Source organism: Frondihabitans sp. OV104, from assembly GCF_057787745.1.
Genome location: NZ_CM173541.1, coordinates 3,267,643 through 3,284,601, shown reverse-complemented (window position 1 = coordinate 3,284,601; position 16,959 = coordinate 3,267,643). Strand labels below are relative to the sequence as shown.

Genomic DNA, 16,959 nt, shown 5'->3' with positions numbered 1-16,959 from the left:
GTCAGCGCGACGCGGGCCTGTCGGTACGACTGCTCCTGCGCTCCGCGGGGCCTCGTGCCTCGTGCATCGTGCGGAAACATTCGTTTTTATGCAGACGCGCCAGCAAACGTCGTTTCGGTGAGGTTGTGCCTCGTAAAACGAGGCCCGAAGCAGTCCCGCCTCACACGTCCCCAAGCCTCCTGGCCGCCTCAGCCATCCTGACCTGACTATGGCAGCGTTATTGGGACCCACCAGGGCAATCTAAGCGGGACCCACTTCGGCTGTTTCGGGGTGTCTGGGGCAATCTAAGCCGGACCCACCTTCACCGTTGTTGCAACGTGTTTTCGTTGCTCAAGGTGGAGGTTTCGGATGGAGTCTCGGGTGGAGTTGTTCGCGCGGATCCGACGTGATGCGCGGGTGGAGGGTCTCTCGATCAGGGAGCTGGCTCGAAGGCACGGGGTCGGCCGGCCGACGGTGCGGCAGGCCCTCGCAAAGGCGGAACCGCCGGCCCGGAAACCGCGGGTGCGGACGGCGCCTCGGTTGGACGCGTTCAAGTCGGCGATCGACGAGATGCTCCGCCAGGATCTCGACGCGCCTCGCAAGCAGCGCCACACGGCGAGGCGCGTCTTCGCCCGTCTAGCCGAGGAGCACGACGCGACCGAGCTGTCGTATTCGACGGTCCGTGACTACGTTCGCCGCCGCCGCCCAGAGATCGACCTGGAGGCAGGCCGGCTGCCGGAGGTGTTCGTTCCGCAGGAGCACGCACCAGGAGCGGAGGCTGAAGTCGACTTCGGTGAGGTCTGGGTGGTGCTGGCTGGAGTGAAGACCAAGTGCCACATGTTCGCCTTCCGCCTCTCGCACTCGGGGAAGGCCATCCATCGGATCTATCCGACGCAGGCGCAGGAAGCGTTCCTGGAGGGCCACATCGACGCGTTCGAGGACATCGGCGGCATCCCGACGCGGCACATTCGCTACGACAACCTCACCGACGCGGTCGCGAAGGTCATCTACGGCAGTGGTCGCCAGCGCACCGAGAACCATCGGTGGGTCCTGTTCCGTTCTCATTACGGGTTCGACGCGTTCTACTGCCACCCCGGGATTGAAGGCGCGCATGAGAAGGGCGGCATCGAGGGCGACGTCGGCAGGTTTCGCCGAACCCACCTGTCTCCGATGCCCGTTGTCGACTCGCTCGCGGAACTGAACCGGCAGGTCCGTCAGTGGGATCTCGACGATGAGAACCGCAGGATCGGTGACCGCATCCGCACCGTCGCCCAAGACTTCGCCCTCGAACGGGAACTGCTGGCACCGATCACGGCGGAACGGTTCGAACCGGGGCTGTCGCTGACGCCGCGGGTGAGCCGATCCAGCCTCGTCCGGGTGCGTATGGCGTCCTACTCGGTCCCCGCCCGATTCATCGGCCGGCCCGTTCGGGTCTCACTTCGCGCGTCGGAGGTCGTCATCTTCGACGGCCGCAACGAGATCGCCCGTCACCCACGGGTCGTTGCGCTGCATGGGCAGAGCGTGAACCTCGACCACTACCTCGAGGTCCTCCAACACAAGCCCGGCGCTCTTCCGGGCTCGACGGCTCTCGCCCACGCTCGAGCATCTGGCGCCTTCACCTCAGCTCACGAAGCATTCTGGGCGGCAGCCCGGAAGACCGACGGAGATTCCGGCGGCACCCGAGCCCTGATCGACGTCCTCCTGCTGCACCGATCGATGGCGACCGAGGGCATCGTCGCCGGGATCACCGCAGCGCTCACGGTCGGAGCGGTCACGGCCGACGTTGTCGCAGTCGAGGCCCGACGGCACGAAGCGTTGGGTGGGTCCCGCATCGACCGCCCTCTCGCCGAACAAGGTCGTGGTCCCGAGCGACGGGTTGTCAGTCTTACCCAGCGCCGCCTCGCCGACCCCGCCGCTGTTATCGCAGGTCTCCCAGCTGACACCCGGCCGTTGCCGTCCGTTGCCGCCTACGACCAGCTGCTGCGCCTGCCCGACCGGGCAGCACCTGAGGCTGCGCCCACCAATCAGAAGGGAACGGGATCGTGACCACCACGACGAGCATCACCACGACTCTCCGCAGACGGCGGGGCCTGACGGAAGAGGCCGCGAACGCGGCCATCGACCAGGCCTGCCGCCGGCTTCGCCTCCCGACAATCCGGACGGTCGTCGATGAAGCAACGACCGCGGCGAACAAAGAGCAGCTCAGCTACCAGGGATTCCTGGCCGAGCTACTCCTGGCGGAGTGCGACGACCGAGACCGCCGCTCCTCCGTCCGCCGCGTCAAAGCCGCCGGATTCCCTAGAGACAAGTGGCTGGGGGATTTTGACTTCGACGCCAACCCGAACATCAACCCCGCCACCATCAACACCCTCGCCACCGGCGACTGGGTCCGACGCGGGCAGCCGCTCTGCCTGATTGGCGACTCCGGCACCGGCAAAAGCCACCTCCTCATCGGGCTCGGGACTGCGGCCGCGGAAAAGGGGTTCCGGGTCAAATACACCCTCGCGACCCGGCTCGTGAACGAACTCGTCGAGGCCGCCGACGAGAAGAATCTGGCCCGGACCATCGCCCGCTATGGCCGGGTCGACCTGCTGATGATCGACGAACTCGGCTACATGGAACTCGACCGCCGGGGCGCCGAACTCCTCTTCCAAGTCCTTACCGAACGAGAAGAGAACAACTCAATAGCGATCGCCTCGAACGAGTCGTTCTCCGGCTGGACGAAGACCTTTACCGACCCAAGGCTTTGCGCCGCCATTGTTGACCGGCTCACGTTCAATGGCACCATCATCGAGACCGGCATCGATTCGTATCGGCTTGCCCAGACGCAAAGAAGGCAAACGCCTGCCAACTCTTCGTGACTGGGGCCCACCTTGCGAGTTCAGGGTGTCTCCCTTTTCTCAGCGACCGGACGGGACGGCGATGCCGGTGAGGATCAGGTCCACCCACCGATCGAGGACACTCACGGGCTGCCCGGCCGGGATGTTGCTGACGAGGAGATAGAAGTCGTCGATGGAAAGATCGGGCCTGACCGTCTCATCGCGCAGGGTCTGGTCGATGATCGACTGAAGCGCAGCCCCCGCGCGCCGCATCTCGCGTGAGTCAGCCTCGTCGTCGTTCAAGGCACCTGCGGCAACTTTGGCTGCCTGGTTCGTTGCCGTCGCGATCACGATGTCACGCAGGAGACCCGTGAGTTCCACGAAAGCGGGACTCCCGCCCTTCATGGCCTCAGCAGCGGCCTCGCTTCGATCAGCGACCTGCGCCAGGAACTCGCTGACGACAGCCGCGACGAGCGCGATCTTCGTCGGGAAGTGTCCATAAAGAGTTCCCACGGCAACACCCGCGGCCGCCGCGATCTCGTCCATTCCGACGTCCGGGCCATGGAGCGTGATCTGCTCGCGGGCCGCGCCGAGGATCTTGGTGCGATTGCGCCGAGCATCCGCCCGCATCGGCCTCTGGCTGGTTTCACTCACGTCGTCTTCCTATCACCGAAACTCGGACTTGCATTAACTCGAACTATGGTTCAGTCTACTACTCGAACAGCCGTTCAACTTAGTGAAGGATAGAAAATGACCACGTCAGTCCAGAAAGTCGCCCTCGTCACCGGAGCTTCTTCCGGGATGGGCCACGCATTCGCCCAGCATCTCCAGGACGCGGGCTTCCTCGTTTACGGCGTTGCCCGTCGTATTGACCGGATGGACGACCTCCGGAAGCGCAACATCAAGACAGTCGCCATGGACATCACCGACGACGAGTCAATGACCCTGGGCATCGACCAGATCCTCCAGGAGGCCGGACGCATCGACGTGCTCGTCAACAACGCCGGCTACGGCTCCTACGGTGCTGTCGAAGACGTCCCCCTCGAGGAAGCACGACGACAGTTCGAGGTCAACGTCTTCGGCGCAGCCCGCCTCGTCCAACTAGTCATGCCCACCATGCGCGCCCAAAAATCCGGCACCATCATCAACATCACCTCGATGGGCGGAAAGATCTATACGCCCTTCGGCGCCTGGTATCACGCCACCAAATTCGCCCTCGAGTCATTCTCCGACTGCCTGCGCCTCGAGGCCAAACCCTTCGGCATCAACGTCGTCGTCGTCGAGCCTGGTGCGATCCGCACCGAGTGGAGCGGCATCGCCGCGGACCACCTCGTCGAAACCTCCTCGAAGGGCGCCTACGCCGACAAAGCCGGAAAGGTCGCGAAGTCGTTCCGGTCCGAGACGACAGCCAAGCAATCATCGCCGCCCGAGGTTGTCGCGAAGACCATCGTCAAGGCAGCCACAGCACGACGGCCCAAAACGCGCTACGCCGTTGGATTCGGCGCCAAACCGCTCATCTTCACCCGCAGACTTCTCTCCGACCGGGCCTATGACTCGATGATCCTGCGCGTCGGCGGAGTTCGCTGAGCGAGTCGCTAGACGGCGGCAATGCAGGAGCGGCTAGACACTAAATATTCCGACAGCATGGCCTCGCCCGGAGGGCGAAAGAGGAATGAACTTGCGTCGCAATAGTTGAAGTGGGTCCCACTCAGTTTGCCCTGGTGGGTCCGAATTACCTTGACATAGTCACTGACCGGATGCACAACAAGACGCCAGCAATTACTCTGCATCCGAAACGCGAGCCGAGACCGATCCAAGACGAAGAGACCTCATCCGACAACGCGACTCTTCTCAAAATGTACGCAGGCGACTCGGCGCGTTCGACTAGCGACGACACGACCGGAGCCTTCCTCTCAACCTGCGGGGCAAGTCGTTGAATAAGGACGCGAGCATATGGTTCATCGGCGACGACGAGCCCGAGAGGATGGCGATGCACCCTTTCTTCTCGGAGAGGGAGCTCCAGAGCTTTCTCGAAGAGCACTCGGAGGTTCTCGGCGACCTGATCATCATTGCCGCTTACGTCAAAACCAACGGACACGGCGAACTGGATCTTGTCGCCGTCGACGGATCCGCTCGGCTCTGGGTCATCGAGTTGAAGAAGGTGTCGGCGACCCGGAAAATCATTGAGCAGACACTCGGGTACACGTCCTGGGCGGAATCTGCGAGCGTCCGGGAGCTCGAGAACCTGTACGCGGGACACTTCGACGGCGGTTCGCTGAAGCAGGCCTTCGAAGAGCGGTACGGGCGGGGCCTGCCGAGCCGCGATCAGATGAGCGTCATCGTCGCGATCGTCGCGTTCAAGATTGACGATCACGCACACTGCCAGCTGCTAGCGCTGGCACAGCATGACTTTCCCGTCCGTGCCTACGAGTACGCGCTCTCGTACTGCCCTGGGGGGCCCGTGTTCCTCCTTCAACGGGTCCGTTTCCACGGACACACCCGCTGCAACCCGACGCGGTGCGGTGATGGGCGAAATGCTCAGTCGGATCTGCCACGACGATATGACCATCAAGGCCCGCCGACTCAACTGAACCGAACCGTGTTGACTGTGGCTGCGGCCTGGGAGCGATGCTCCATTCAGAGTTCGGATTGTCGGTCTCGATCGGCACCGCATTGCGGTCAGCTCGGCCGGCGGAACGGCAAGCGGGCGCCCAAACGATCTCGGCAGTTCTGTACTTCGCCTACGTGTTTGAGACATGTCGAAGACCGCACGGCGTCCATTCGATGCCTGAAGCTCGACGCAAGCCGAGTGAGCAGCCCTGCAAATGTCTCCTCCGGCCACAGACTGTGACACAAGGACGGGTCCGACGAGTGCCTGCTGATCTTCAAACCGATCTCCGCGAAGGGCGCCGGACGCGTGCACGATCCCGGACCGCGGCGTATTCGGCAAAGTGTTCCGATAATCGTGCACCACCAGTGCACCACGGAGTCTTCGGAAACAGAGAAAACCCCCGCCTGAACGAGGGTTTTCTGTGGCGGTACCGGTGGGATTTGAACCCACGGTGGAGTTAACCCCCACACATGTTTTCGAGACATGATCCTTCGGCCGCTCGGACACGGTACCGGGAGAGAGTTTAGTACATTTTCGAAGCCGGGCCGAATCGGCTGGGTGGGGCGGGGAGTTCCTGCGCATCTGATCGCTGGGGTTCGGGCGTATCGTGCCGTCATGACCAAGTCTGCTGTGGTGGTTCGGGTGCTCGGGGCCGTCGGCGGGAGCGCCGCCGCGACGGCTGCAGGAACATACGCGTACCGCCGCTTCATGAAGCGCCGGCAGGGCGCCGCCGACGTCCTGAACAGCACGCTGCCCGTCAACTCCAAGTGGTGGCGCGAGCGGTTCGCCCGCGAGGGGGCCCTGAACTACGTGGCGCTGGGCGATTCCGCGGCGCAGGGCATCGGGGCGTCGAAGCCGTGGCGCAGCTACGTCGGGCGGATCGCCGCGCACATGCGTCGCACCACGCACGGCACCGTCGGAGTCAAGAACCTCAGCGTCGCCGGAGCGACCACGCACCTGTGCAGGCTGAACCAGCTGCCCCGCCTGGTCGACCTGCCCGCCGACGTCGTGACCGTCTCGATCGGAGCGAACGACATCGCCGACTTCACCCCCAAGAAGTTCGAGAAGAACATCCGCGCGATCTACGGAGCGCTCCCGTCGCACGCGATCGTCGCCGACCTGCCCTTCATGGTGCTGCCCGACCTCGAGCGCAAGGTCGCCGAGGCCAACGTCATCGTCCGCCGGGTCGCCGACGAGCTCGGCCTCGCCGTCGCTCCCCTCTACGCGACGACGCGCAAGCAGGGCTACGTGCGCACGCTCCGCAACTCGGCCGCCGACCTCTTCCACCCCAACGACGACGGCTACCGCGTGTGGGCGTCGGCGTTCTACCCGGCCATCGACGCCCGGCTGGCCCGCATCGCGGCGGAGCGCGCCGCCGCCGACGTGACCGCCTCACGCCGTGTGACCTCCGTCGCGGCCGCCGTCGCCGAGCGGGCGCAGGGCGCCTCCGCCGCCTCCTCCACCCCCGCTCCCTAGCGCAGGAACTCCCGGCCGCCGTCCTCCCCCACGCTCGCGAGAGGCCCCTCGCCGCCGCCTCCCGCCCTTTGTCGGAGGCTCCGCCTAGAGTTGCGGCATGCCTCGCCCCACGTCGACCTTCCGCTGCACCGAGTGCGGCTGGTCGAGCATCAAGTGGGTCGGCCGCTGCGCCGAGTGCCAGTCGTGGGGCACCGTCGTCGACGCCACTGCCGCCGTCGCCTCGACCCGCGGCGTCGCCGCTGTCGCTGTCCCCGCCGACCGCGTCGCCCGGCCGATCACCGAGGTGGCGGCCGACCGCGTCTCGCACTGGCCGAGCGGGATCGACGAGTTCGACCGCGTGCTCGGGGGCGGGATCGTGCCCGGCGCCGCGATCCTGCTGTCGGGTGAACCAGGGGTCGGCAAGTCGACGCTGCTGCTCGAGGTCGCGTCGAGAGCCGCCCAGCAGGGCGCCCGGGTCCTGTACGTCACCGCCGAGGAGTCCGCGCAGCAGGTTCGCCTTCGCGCCGCCCGCACCGGTGCCCTCAACCCCAACCTGTACCTCGCCGCCGAGGTCGACCTCGGCGTCATCCTCGGCCAGATCGAGCAGGTCAACCCGTCGCTCGTGATCGTCGACTCCGTGCAGACGGTGTCGTCGTCGGCCAGCGAGGGCATGGCCGGCGGCCCGTCGCAGGTGCGCGAGGTCGCGTCGACGCTCGTGCGCGTCTCGAAAGACCGCAACGTGCCGATCCTCCTCGTCGGCCACGTCACGAAAGACGGCTCGATCGCCGGGCCACGACTGCTTGAGCACCTCGTCGACGTCGTCTGCCAGTTCGAGGGCGACCGACAGACCTCGTTGCGGTTCGTCCGTGCCCACAAGAACCGCTTCGGCCCCACCGACGAGGTCGGCTGCTTCGAGATGACAGGCGACGGCATCGCCGAGGTCGCCGATCCCTCCGGGCTGTTCATGTCGCGCACCAGCACTCCGGTCAGCGGCACCTGCATCACCATCGCCATGGAGGGCCGCCGCGCACTGCCCGTCGAGATCCAGGCGCTGATCGTAGCGAGCACGGCGCCGCAGCCCCGCCGCGTCGTCAACGGCGTCGACTCGTCGCGCGTGGCGATGCTGCTGGCGGTGCTCGAACGCCGCGCCGGAATCCGCCTCAGCGACGCCGACGTCTACGTCTCCACCGTCGGCGGCATCAAGATCACCGAGCCCGGCGCCGACCTCGCCATCGCCCTGGCCCTCGCCTCAGCCAGTCGCGAGAAGTCGTTCCCGCACACGCTCGCAGCCGTCGGCGAGATCAGCCTCGCCGGCGAGATCCGACCCGTGTCGTCCTCGAAGCAGCGCGCGTCCGAGGCCCGCCGTCTCGGCTTCACGGAGATCGTCGACTCGTCGTCCGAGCACCTGCGCGAGGCGCTGCGCCGCGCGTTCTCCGCCGCGTCCAGCGATCGCGAGCGGGAGCTCGACGCCGCGTTCTGACGTCGAGGGCGAGTACCGCCCTGCTCCGAACCGCGTACCGCCCAAGCCGCCGTCCTTACCTGAGGATGCCGCGCGCGCCCACAAGGAAGACCGCGCCGCAGCGCACGCCCCACAAGGAAAACCCCGCCTGCGTGCACCGCCCACAAGGACGCCTACCCCAGAAGTCCTTGCCTAGCGAAAGCGGTCGCGCAACGACCCGAGCCCCACGTCGAGCACCACGCGTCGCGGAGCCGACCCACGCCCCCCCTGCTGCTGCTCCGCCGCCGTCCTTCCACAAGGACGACGCGAGCGCCCACAAGGAAGACCGCGCCGCAGCGCACGCCCCGCAAGGAAAACCCCGCCTGCGTGCACCGCCCACAAGGACACCTACCCCAGAAGTCCTTACCGAAGGACGACCACAGACCTTACGCCCGCAGCGCCTTCAGCAGATCCTCCGGGTTCGCCGCCATCGTGTGCGGCCCCGCGATGTCGAAGAAGACCTGTTCCAGCACGTCGAGGTGCGCCTCGATGAAGTCGCGCAGCTTCGCAGCGTCGTAGAGCATCACGAGGCGGATCTTCTCGTTGGGCACCATCGCCTTGTACGTCTCGGCCGACGAGAACAGCAGCAGGATGCGCTTGTCGGTGTTCTCGCGCCCGAAGACGCGCACCTGGTCGTCGCCCTTCTTCCCCGTCGCCAGCTTGGGCACCACGACGACGTCGTTGCGCAGCGCGAACGCGACGGCGGCGACATCCTGCGCGGCGAGCGCCTCTTCGAGCTGGGCGGAGCGGAATTCCGGCTGGGCCATGAGTACTCAGTTCAGGATCATGAGCGCAGTGGTCGACGAGTCGATCGCCCCCACCGAGACGGACAGGTGGTAGCTCGCGCCTTCGGCCGGAACCGAGCTGCGCGACGAGTCGCATGTCTTCGTCGACGAGCGGGTGCGGTCCCAGGTGATCGCGGGCGTCTTCAGCGTCTGGCCCGCAGTGATCGTGATCTTCTGGTGGGTTCCGGCGACCTGGCAGTCCTTCGACGACCAGTACGTCTCGGCGCCGGAGGTGATGCTGAGCACCTGCTCGGCCGAGCCGAGATCCAGCGCGCAGGCCGTCGTCGACGTGTTGGTGATGCTCATCGAGATCTTCGGCTGCTCGAGCGACGAGTACGAGCTGGCGTCGGCGATCGGCTTGAGGCTGATCTGGGCGGCGTCGCAGGTTCCTGAGGCGGCGGCGGTGGCCGACGGCTTGGGGGCGGCGGCGGCCGACGGCTTCGACGAGGCGGCCGGGGCGGAGGACGCCCGGGTGGAGGCCGCGGCCGACGCACTGGGGCTGGGCGTCGGGGAGGCCGACGTTCCTGCGCCCGGTCTCACCGCGATAAGCACGATGACGAGCAGCAGCACCACGAGAGCACCCAGCACGAGCGCGCGGCGCCGCCAGTACACCGACGGCGGCTTCGAGCCGACCGGATGCTTGAACGACGACATGCGCACAGGGTAGGTGTCGTTGCGTGCCTCGTCGGGCATGCAGTCGGCGCGTTGCAGTCACCACGGCAAATGCGCAGGAACGTCGCCCCGCCCCACCGCAGCCCACCGCCGCGCGCGGGCGCTACGCCGCCGGCAGCACCTTGAGCATCCGCGTGTTGCCGAGCGTGTTGGGCTTCACGCGCGCGAGGTCGAGGAACTCGGCGACGCCCTCGTCAGACGAGCGGACGAGCTCGGCGTAGACCTCGGGCGACACGACCGACTCGCCGATCTCGAGGTATCCGTGCTTGACGAAGAAGTCGACCTCGAACGTGAGGCAGAAGATGCGCCCGACGCCGAGAGCGCGTGCGTCGCCCTCGAGCCCGTCGAGGAGCTTGTGGCCCACTCCGTGGCGGATCCAGTCGGGATCGAGCGCGAGGGTCCGGACTTCGGCGAGGTCGTCCCAGAAGACGTTGAGGGCGCCGCAGCCGATCGGCACGCCGTCGGGACCGAGGGCGATCTGGAACTGCTGGATGCTGCCGTACAGGGTGACGTTGTCTTTGCCGAGCAGGATGCGGCGGGCGACGTACGGCTCGATCAGGCGCTGGATATGCGGGACGTCGGAGGCGATGGCTTTGCGGACGGTGATCTCGCCAGTGGACATTCCCCCAGCGTAGCGAAGGGCGGCCCTCCCGGAGGAGAGCCGCCCTTGCGGTGACGCGATTCTTACGCTTCGCCCTTGTCGAGCACCAGCACGTCTTCGCGGCCCGGCTGACGCCCGGTCTCGAACGTGAACTTGCCGTCGACGTAGTCGACCTTCACGTGGTCGCCGGCGTTGAGCTCACCCTGGAGGATGTGCTCCGACAGCTGGTCCTCGACCTCGTGCTGGATCGCACGACGCAGCGGACGAGCACCGAGCGACGGGTCGAAGCCGACCTTGATGAGCTGCTCCTTGGCCGCGAGCGAGAGCTCGGCGGTCATGTCGCGGTCGAGCAGGCGGTCCGACAGGCGCTTGACGAACAGGTCGACGATCTGCAGGAGCTCCGGCTGCGTGAGCTGCGGGAACACGATGGTCTCGTCGACGCGGTTCAGGAACTCGGGCTTGAAGTGCTTCTTGAGCTCCTCCGACACCTTGGAGCGCATGCGCTCGTAGGAGGTGGCGGTGTCGCCCTCGATCTGGAAGCCGACGGGGCCGCCCGTGATGTCTTTCGTGCCGAGGTTGGTCGTCATGATGATGACCGTGTTCTTGAAGTCGACTACTCGACCCTGACCGTCCGTCAGACGGCCCTCTTCGAGCACCTGCAGGAGCGAGTTGAAGATGTCGGGGTGAGCCTTCTCGATCTCGTCGAACAGCACGACGGAGAACGGCTTGCGGCGGACCTTCTCGGTCAGCTGGCCGCCCTCTTCGAAGCCGACGAACCCGGGAGGGGCACCGAACAGGCGCGAGACGGTGTGCTTCTCGCCGTACTCGGACATGTCGAGGCTGATCAGAGCGTTCTCATCATCGAACAGGAACTCGGCGAGCGCCTTGGCGAGCTCGGTCTTTCCGACGCCCGTGGGGCCGGCGAAGATGAACGAGCCCGACGGCCGCTTCGGGTCTTTGAGGCCGGCACGCGTGCGGCGGATGGTCTTCGACAGTGCGGCGATCGCCTGCTCCTGGCCGATGACGCGCTGGTGCAGCGCCTTCTCCATGAAGACGAGACGCGAGGTCTCCTCTTCGGTGAGCTTGAAGACCGGGATGCCGGTCGCCTGGGCCAGGACCTCGGCGATGACGCCCTCGTCGACGGTGCCGGAGGCTCCGACGTCGCCCGAGCGCCACTGCTTCTCGAGGCGGAGACGCTCGCCGAGCAGCTTCTTCTCCTCGTCGCGGAGGCTGGCGGCCTTCTCGAAGTCCTGGTCTTCGATCGCGGCCTCCTTCTGTCCGCGGACCACGGCGATCTTCTCGTCGAACTCGCGGAGCTCCGGCGGGGCGGACAGGATCGAGAGGCGCAGGCGGGCGCCGGCCTCGTCGATCAGGTCGATCGCCTTGTCGGGGAGGAAGCGGTCGGCGACGTAGCGGTCGGCCAGGTTGGCCGCCGCGACGATCGCGCCGTCGGTGATGGACACCTTGTGGAAGGCCTCGTACTTGTCGCGGAGACCCTTGAGGATGTTGATCGCGTGGGGCAACGAGGGCTCGTGCACCTGGACGGGCTGGAAGCGGCGCTCGAGAGCGGCGTCCTTCTCGAAGTGCTTGCGGTACTCGTCGAGCGTCGTGGCGCCGATGGTCTGCAGCTCGCCGCGAGCCAGGAGCGGCTTGAGGATCGAGGCCGCGTCGATCGCGCCCTCGGCGGCACCCGCACCGACGAGGGTGTGGATCTCGTCGATGAAGACGATGATGTCGCCGCGCGTGCGGATCTCCTTGGTGACCTTCTTGAGGCGCTCTTCGAAGTCACCGCGGTAGCGGCTGCCGGCGATGAGCGAGCCGAGGTCGAGCGAGTAGAGCTGCTTGTCTTTCAGCGTCTCGGGGACGTCGCCCTTGACGATCGCCTGGGCGAGGCCCTCGACGACGGCCGTCTTGCCGACGCCCGGCTCGCCGATCAGCACGGGGTTGTTCTTGGAGCGACGGGAGAGGATCTGCATGACCCGCTCCATCTCCTTCTCGCGCCCGATCACCGGGTCGAGCTTGTTGTCGCGCGCAGCCTGGGTCAGGTTGCGACCGAACTGGTCGAGCACCTGAGATCCACCCTGCGGGCCAGCCTGCGTTTCTCCGCCCACTGCCACTGCCTCCTTGCCCTGGTAACCCGAGAGCAGCTGGATGACCTGCTGGCGCACTCGGTTGAGGTCAGCGCCGAGCTTGACGAGGACCTGGGCGGCCACACCTTCGCCTTCGCGAATGAGGCCGAGGAGGATGTGCTCGGTGCCGATGTAGTTGTGTCCGAGCTGGAGCGCTTCGCGCAGGGACAGCTCGAGGACCTTCTTCGCGCGAGGCGTGAAGGGGATGTGGCCGGTCGGCTGCTGCTGACCCTGGCCGATGATGTCCTGGACCTGCTCGCGCACGGCGTCGAGCGAGATTCCCAGCGACTCGAGCGCCTTGGCGGCGACGCCCTCGCCCTCGTGGATGAGGCCGAGCAGGATGTGCTCGGTGCCGATGTAGTTGTGGTTGAGCATCTTCGCTTCTTCTTGAGCGAGGACGACAACGCGACGGGCACGGTCGGTGAATCTCTCGAACATCTTCTAACTCCCTTGGTGACGGGCTGGGACGCCACCCATATGACGGACGCCCCGCAGGGGGTGGGCGTCCAATACGTCGAGAGTAGCCAGCGCGATGCCCTCCGTCTGCCCCTGTTCGCTGGCGGCGTGACGGAGGTCCTCCCATGCTCCGTCGGTAGGTTCGGCATATGGCGAACTACACGGTCGGCTTGATCCCCCACCCCACGAAGTCGGTCACCGCGTCGATCGACGTCCTGCGCACGTGGCAGGGCTCGGACGAAGCGCACCTGATCGCCCTCCACGACGACGCCGCACGGGTCGGCGCCGACATCGAGCTGGTCGACGAGCCGACCTTCGTCGAGCGGGTCGACGCGGTCGTCTCGCTGGGCGGGGACGGCACCATGCTCGGTGCGATGCGGCTCGTCGCGCCCCGTCCGGTCCCGGTGCTGGGCGTCAACTACGGCAACGTCGGCTTCCTGGTCGAGACTGAGCCGCAGGAACTCGCCGACGCCCTCGAGTCCCTCCGATCGGGCGACTTCTCCCTCGAGCCGCACCACGCCGTCGAGGTCACCGTCTCGTCGACGGGGTTCGAGGCGTCCTTCCTCGCCTTCAACGACCTCTCCGTCACGCGTCGGCCCGGCCAGGGCGTGGTCACCGCAGACCTCGCGGTCGAGGGCACCCCGTACGGCTACTTCAAGGCCGACTCGATCGTCGTCTCCACTCCTGCCGGCTCGACCGCCTACAACTACGCCGCCGGCGGCCCGGTCGTCAGCCCCGCCGTCGCCGCCGTCGTGGTCACCCCCGTCGCCCCGATGGCCGGCATCGACCGGACCGTCGTGCTCGGCCCCAAGGAGCTCCTCAAGTTCACGATCGGGGCCGGCACCCGCTCGGCGGCGCTCGAGCTCGACGGCCGCGTGGTCTCGGACGTCGGCGAGGGCGCCATCATCAAGGTGAAGCTCCGCGAGGACGCCGGCGTGGTGGCCCGCGTCGATGCCGGGCGGCACGGCCGCAAGGGGCGCCTCAAGCTCAGCCTGATGGACCTCCCGCTGCGGCCGGACCAGCTGCTCGAGCTGGTGCCCCCGGAGGTGCGCGCGCGGTTCGCACGGCAGCACTAGTCGGGGCGCGGCGGCGGCGTGCCAGTTCCTGCCGCGATCGCGCTGCGACTCAGAACACCTCGCCCAGGCACTCGGCGAAGATCTGCTCGGGATCGCGCTCGAAGCCGCGTCGTGCGAACCAGTCGGCGACGTTGCGGCAGTCGCGCTCGAGCAGGGCCACGCCGTTCGGATTGCTGACCACGTCGACGAGCTGCGGCACGTCGATCACGACCACTCGTCCGTCGTGGACCAGCAGGTTGTACGGCGACAGGTCTCCGTGGGCGAAGCCGGCCCGGGCAAACCCGAGCAGGATCTCGCTCACCTGCTCGAACAGCGGCCAGAGCGCGGCGCCGTCCTCCTTCACCTGAGCGAGCCGGGGCGCGGCCGTGCGACCGTCTCCGATGAACTCCATCAGGATCTCGGTGCCCGAGATCTGCACCGGGTACGGAACGGGCACGCCCCGCTCGAACATGCGCGAGAGCGCCTCGAACTCGGCCCAGGCCCACAGCCCGGCCTGGACGGCCCGGCCGTGCGAGGAGCCCCGCGCCATCGCCCGGCCGTCGCGGGTGTTGCGGGTGCGGCGCCCCTCGCGGTACTGGGCACCGCGGTGGAAGTCGCTGTTCTCGGCGCTCCGGTAGCGCTTCGCGGCGAGCACGCTGGTGCGCGAGCTGCCGTCGGCGAGCGTCACGTCGTCGGGAACCGCGCGCTCCAGCAGGAACACGTCGGCCTCCTTGCCCGTCTTGACGATGCCGAGCTCGGTGTCGATGGCCGCCGCGCTCGTGACGAGCCAGTCGGGCCGGGGCTGCGGGCCGCGTTCGAGCGGCTGGGTGGCCGGCCACGTGGACCAGCGCTGGTCGTCGCCGATCTCGGCGACGGAGAAGGTGGGAACGACGAAATCGTCGGAAAAGGTCACTGGTGATCTCCAGAAGAGAGGTCACCAGCAGCGTTGCTAGCGGACGGCGACCTCGGGGATGAAGGGGTTCATGGCGCGCGTCATCGATGCAGTCATGGTCTTCACCTCTTCTCGATCCTCGAATGGCCTGGTCTCGCTGTCGGGACTTCACCGTAGCGCCCTGACGGCCGGGTGTCGAGAGATCCGCCCCGGCATCGACCGGGATGCCTCGGGCCGCGGAGTCCACGCACTCGGCACCAGACGACGAAAGCCCGCCTCCCGGAGTGGGAGGCGGGCTTTCGGGAGGGTGCTTACTGCAGGTAGAGCTGGAGGTCCTGCGAGACGGCCTTGGCGAACATGCGCAGACGGGCACGCGACTCGACACGCGAGACCGCCTGGCGGCTCGAGTGCACGCGCTTGGATATCTCGTCGAGCGTCATCGGCTGGTCGTCGTCGAGGCCGAAGCGCATGCGGATCACACGGGCCTCGTCTTCGGGCAGCGCCTCGACGAGCGAGTGGATGTCGCGGTTGAGCATGCTCGTCTCGGTGGCCTCGCCGGGAGACGGCGTCTCTTCGTCTTCGATGAAGTCGCCGAGCTCGCTGTCTTCGGCATCGCCGACGACGGTGTGGATGGAGACGGGCTCGTGCGAGCGCGACTTCAGGTCGACCAGGTCGGCGACCTCCATGGCGACCTCGGCGGCCACCTCGTCGACGGTGGGCGCACGGCCCAGGTCGACGGTGAGGTCGCGCTCGGCGCGCGAGATGCGGTTGATGCGCTCCACGGTGTGCACCGGGATGCGGATGGCGCGCGCCTTGTCGGCGAGGCCGCGGGCGATCGCCTGGCGGATCCACCAGGTGGCGTAGGTCGAGAACTTGTAGCCCTGCGTGTAGTCGAACTTCTCGACGGCACGCACGAGGCCGAGGTTGCCCTCCTGGATGACGTCCATGAAGGGAAGGCCGCGCTGCGTGTAGCGCTTGGCGATCGAGACGACCAGGCGGAGGTTGGCGGTGATCATGCGGTCCTTCGCACGCTCGCCGTCGTGGATGAGCCAGCGGTAGTCGCTGCGGTCGGAGGCGCTGACCTTGCCGGCGGCCTGCATCTCGGCGAGCTTCTCCTCGGCGAAGAGGCCGACCTCGATGCGGCGGGCGATCTCGGTCTCCTCCTGGGCGTCGAGGAGAGGCATGCGGCCGATGTGGCGGAGGTAGTCGCCGACCTGGTCGGTGGACGCACCGCGAACCTGACCGAGGACTTCGACTTCGACGTCGTCGTCCGGAGCGGTGGTCGTGGTGCTGGCGCTCGTGGCGCGGGTGCTGGTGGCGCTGTTCTCGCGGACGTGATCAATTGCAGTCGACATGTCTTCTTCTCCATCCCTAGCGAGGTCGGTCCTGTTGTTCAGGAGTCGATCCGACGGTGAAGCCCCACGTTCTCGGAGGTCTTTCGCCGCACTACGAGTCTTCCGATCGGGTACGTCCTGAGAGAAACCGTTCAGGGTCTTCCCAAGTAACCTCGGAGTGCGCTCACAGGAAAAAGGGCGTTACGGGGTACGCGAGGGCTGATCTTTTGACAGAGGAGCATCGGCGGGTGTAGGCGGCGCGACTCTGGCCTGGGGTACGGCTCTACCAGCAGATCCCTTGATCATTGAGGGTTTCTGCACCCCGATTTCACGTAACGGGGTACGTCCAGTCTTAACGAAGCGTTTCCGAGACGTGTACGACGGACCTCACCACGGGGGACGAACAGACGCGAAAACGCCCCCGCACGAGGGCGGGGGCGTTCGAGAGTCAGCGGATCAGGCGCGGCCGGCAGCCTCTTCGGCTTCGGCGCGTGCGCGCTCCTCGGCCTCGATCTCGGAGTACACGGCACGCTCCGACTTGTCGGCACGGAAGATCGCGCGCATGGCGAACCAGAAGATCAGCCCGACGAGGATGGTCGGGGTGACGGAGAAGACGATCCCGCCGATCAGAGAGTGAGGCACCCTCCAAGGGTACGTCACTCGTGACGCCCGC

15 protein-coding genes and 1 tRNA gene are annotated in these 16,959 nt (G+C 66.8%); 7 read left to right on the top strand and 9 right to left on the bottom strand.

The window, feature by feature from the left end:
* Window positions 1-348: 348 nt before the first annotated feature.
* Window positions 349-2,025, top strand: coding sequence for an IS21 family transposase (gene istA, locus AC3CBB_RS15490; RefSeq protein ID WP_488625280.1), 1,677 nt, complete (start codon window positions 349-351; stop codon window positions 2,023-2,025).
* Window positions 2,019-2,840: an IS21-like element helper ATPase IstB gene (gene istB / locus AC3CBB_RS15485; protein ID WP_488626754.1), complete on the top strand. Its 822-nt coding sequence runs from the start codon at window positions 2,019-2,021 to the stop codon at window positions 2,838-2,840. Before istA ends, istB begins: the two co-directional genes overlap by 7 nt.
* Window positions 2,841-2,879: 39 nt before the next feature.
* Here istB and AC3CBB_RS15480 read toward each other — a convergent pair whose 3' ends face one another.
* A complete protein-coding gene (locus tag AC3CBB_RS15480; protein WP_488625279.1) occupies window positions 2,880-3,452 on the bottom strand; it encodes a TetR/AcrR family transcriptional regulator in 573 nt (190 codons plus the stop codon).
* A 96-nt stretch (window positions 3,453-3,548) separates the two neighbouring features.
* Between AC3CBB_RS15480 and AC3CBB_RS15475 the strand changes: the two genes are divergently transcribed.
* Together AC3CBB_RS15475 and AC3CBB_RS15470 are read left to right on the top strand one after the other, a co-directional pair.
* Window positions 3,549-4,385: an oxidoreductase gene (locus AC3CBB_RS15475; RefSeq protein WP_488625278.1), complete on the top strand. Its 837-nt coding sequence runs from the start codon at window positions 3,549-3,551 to the stop codon at window positions 4,383-4,385.
* 403 nt (window positions 4,386-4,788) lie between these two features.
* Window positions 4,789-5,649 carry a hypothetical protein gene (locus AC3CBB_RS15470; protein ID WP_488625277.1) on the top strand — a complete coding sequence of 287 codons (861 nt, stop codon included), beginning with the start codon at window positions 4,789-4,791 and terminating at the stop codon, window positions 5,647-5,649.
* A 182-nt stretch (window positions 5,650-5,831) separates the two neighbouring features.
* Here the strand turns inward: AC3CBB_RS15470 and AC3CBB_RS15465 are convergent.
* Window positions 5,832-5,922 (bottom strand) — tRNA-Ser (locus AC3CBB_RS15465).
* Window positions 5,923-6,024: 102 nt separating this feature from the next.
* Here AC3CBB_RS15465 and AC3CBB_RS15460 point away from each other — a divergent pair.
* Together AC3CBB_RS15460 and radA are read left to right on the top strand one after the other, a co-directional pair.
* Window positions 6,025-6,885, top strand: coding sequence for an SGNH/GDSL hydrolase family protein (locus tag AC3CBB_RS15460; protein WP_488625276.1), 861 nt, complete (start codon window positions 6,025-6,027; stop codon window positions 6,883-6,885).
* Window positions 6,886-6,982: 97 nt separating this feature from the next.
* On the top strand, window positions 6,983-8,344 hold the full coding sequence (radA, locus tag AC3CBB_RS15455; protein WP_488625275.1) for a DNA repair protein RadA: 1,362 nt from the start codon (window positions 6,983-6,985) through the stop codon (window positions 8,342-8,344).
* Window positions 8,345-8,748: 404 nt separating this feature from the next.
* Here the strand turns inward: radA and AC3CBB_RS15450 are convergent, their stop codons facing one another.
* The 4 genes from AC3CBB_RS15450 to AC3CBB_RS15435 form a co-directional block, all read right to left on the bottom strand.
* The gene (locus AC3CBB_RS15450; protein ID WP_488625274.1) at window positions 8,749-9,129 is read right to left on the bottom strand and encodes an SseB family protein; all 381 of its coding nucleotides are present in this window, start codon (window positions 9,127-9,129) and stop codon (window positions 8,749-8,751) included.
* Between the two features lie 6 nt (window positions 9,130-9,135).
* The gene (locus tag AC3CBB_RS15445; RefSeq protein ID WP_488625273.1) at window positions 9,136-9,840 is read right to left on the bottom strand and encodes a hypothetical protein; all 705 of its coding nucleotides are present in this window, start codon (window positions 9,838-9,840) and stop codon (window positions 9,136-9,138) included.
* Window positions 9,841-9,922: 82 nt separating this feature from the next.
* Window positions 9,923-10,441: an amino-acid N-acetyltransferase gene (locus AC3CBB_RS15440; RefSeq protein WP_488625272.1), complete on the bottom strand. Its 519-nt coding sequence runs from the start codon at window positions 10,439-10,441 to the stop codon at window positions 9,923-9,925.
* 62 nt (window positions 10,442-10,503) lie between these two features.
* Window positions 10,504-12,987 (bottom strand): ATP-dependent Clp protease ATP-binding subunit, encoded by a 2,484-nt coding sequence (locus AC3CBB_RS15435; RefSeq protein WP_123506767.1) that lies wholly within the window; start codon window positions 12,985-12,987, stop codon window positions 10,504-10,506.
* Between the two features lie 167 nt (window positions 12,988-13,154).
* Here AC3CBB_RS15435 and AC3CBB_RS15430 point away from each other — a divergent pair, with 167 nt between their 5' ends.
* Window positions 13,155-14,081 (top strand): NAD(+)/NADH kinase, encoded by a 927-nt coding sequence (locus tag AC3CBB_RS15430; RefSeq protein WP_488625271.1) that lies wholly within the window; start codon window positions 13,155-13,157, stop codon window positions 14,079-14,081.
* Window positions 14,082-14,130: 49 nt separating this feature from the next.
* On the opposite strand, the gene AC3CBB_RS15425 is transcribed toward AC3CBB_RS15430, so the two are convergent.
* The 3 genes from AC3CBB_RS15425 to AC3CBB_RS15415 all read right to left on the bottom strand — a co-directional run bounded on the left by AC3CBB_RS15425 (window position 14,131) and on the right by AC3CBB_RS15415 (window position 16,928).
* Window positions 14,131-14,973 carry a serine protein kinase RIO gene (locus tag AC3CBB_RS15425; protein WP_488625270.1) on the bottom strand — a complete coding sequence of 281 codons (843 nt, stop codon included), beginning with the start codon at window positions 14,971-14,973 and terminating at the stop codon, window positions 14,131-14,133.
* A 290-nt stretch (window positions 14,974-15,263) separates the two neighbouring features.
* A complete protein-coding gene (locus tag AC3CBB_RS15420) occupies window positions 15,264-16,307 on the bottom strand; it encodes a sigma-70 family RNA polymerase sigma factor (RefSeq protein ID WP_123506764.1) in 1,044 nt (347 codons plus the stop codon).
* Between the two features lie 435 nt (window positions 16,308-16,742).
* The gene (locus tag AC3CBB_RS15415) at window positions 16,743-16,928 is read right to left on the bottom strand and encodes a hypothetical protein (RefSeq protein WP_123506763.1); all 186 of its coding nucleotides are present in this window, start codon (window positions 16,926-16,928) and stop codon (window positions 16,743-16,745) included.
* Between the last annotated feature and the right edge of the window lie 31 nt (window positions 16,929-16,959).

Excerpts from the sequence above, each read along its gene's own strand:
- istA (WP_488625280.1), top strand. The coding sequence starts at position 349 with ATGGAGTCTCGGGTGGAGTTGTTCGCGCGGATCCGACGTGATGCGCGG.
- AC3CBB_RS15475 (WP_488625278.1), top strand. The coding sequence starts at position 3,549 with ATGACCACGTCAGTCCAGAAAGTCGCCCTCGTCACCGGAGCTTCTTCC.
- AC3CBB_RS15470 (WP_488625277.1), top strand. The coding sequence starts at position 4,789 with ATGCACCCTTTCTTCTCGGAGAGGGAGCTCCAGAGCTTTCTCGAAGAG.
- AC3CBB_RS15460 (WP_488625276.1), top strand. The coding sequence starts at position 6,025 with ATGACCAAGTCTGCTGTGGTGGTTCGGGTGCTCGGGGCCGTCGGCGGG.
- radA (WP_488625275.1), top strand. The coding sequence starts at position 6,983 with ATGCCTCGCCCCACGTCGACCTTCCGCTGCACCGAGTGCGGCTGGTCG.
- AC3CBB_RS15450 (WP_488625274.1), bottom strand. The coding sequence starts at position 9,129 with ATGGCCCAGCCGGAATTCCGCTCCGCCCAGCTCGAAGAGGCGCTCGCC.
- AC3CBB_RS15445 (WP_488625273.1), bottom strand. The coding sequence starts at position 9,840 with ATGCCCGACGAGGCACGCAACGACACCTACCCTGTGCGCATGTCGTCG.
- AC3CBB_RS15440 (WP_488625272.1), bottom strand. The coding sequence starts at position 10,441 with ATGTCCACTGGCGAGATCACCGTCCGCAAAGCCATCGCCTCCGACGTC.
- AC3CBB_RS15435 (WP_123506767.1), bottom strand. The coding sequence starts at position 12,987 with ATGTTCGAGAGATTCACCGACCGTGCCCGTCGCGTTGTCGTCCTCGCT.
- AC3CBB_RS15430 (WP_488625271.1), top strand. The coding sequence starts at position 13,155 with ATGGCGAACTACACGGTCGGCTTGATCCCCCACCCCACGAAGTCGGTC.
- AC3CBB_RS15420 (WP_123506764.1), bottom strand. The coding sequence starts at position 16,307 with ATGTCGACTGCAATTGATCACGTCCGCGAGAACAGCGCCACCAGCACC.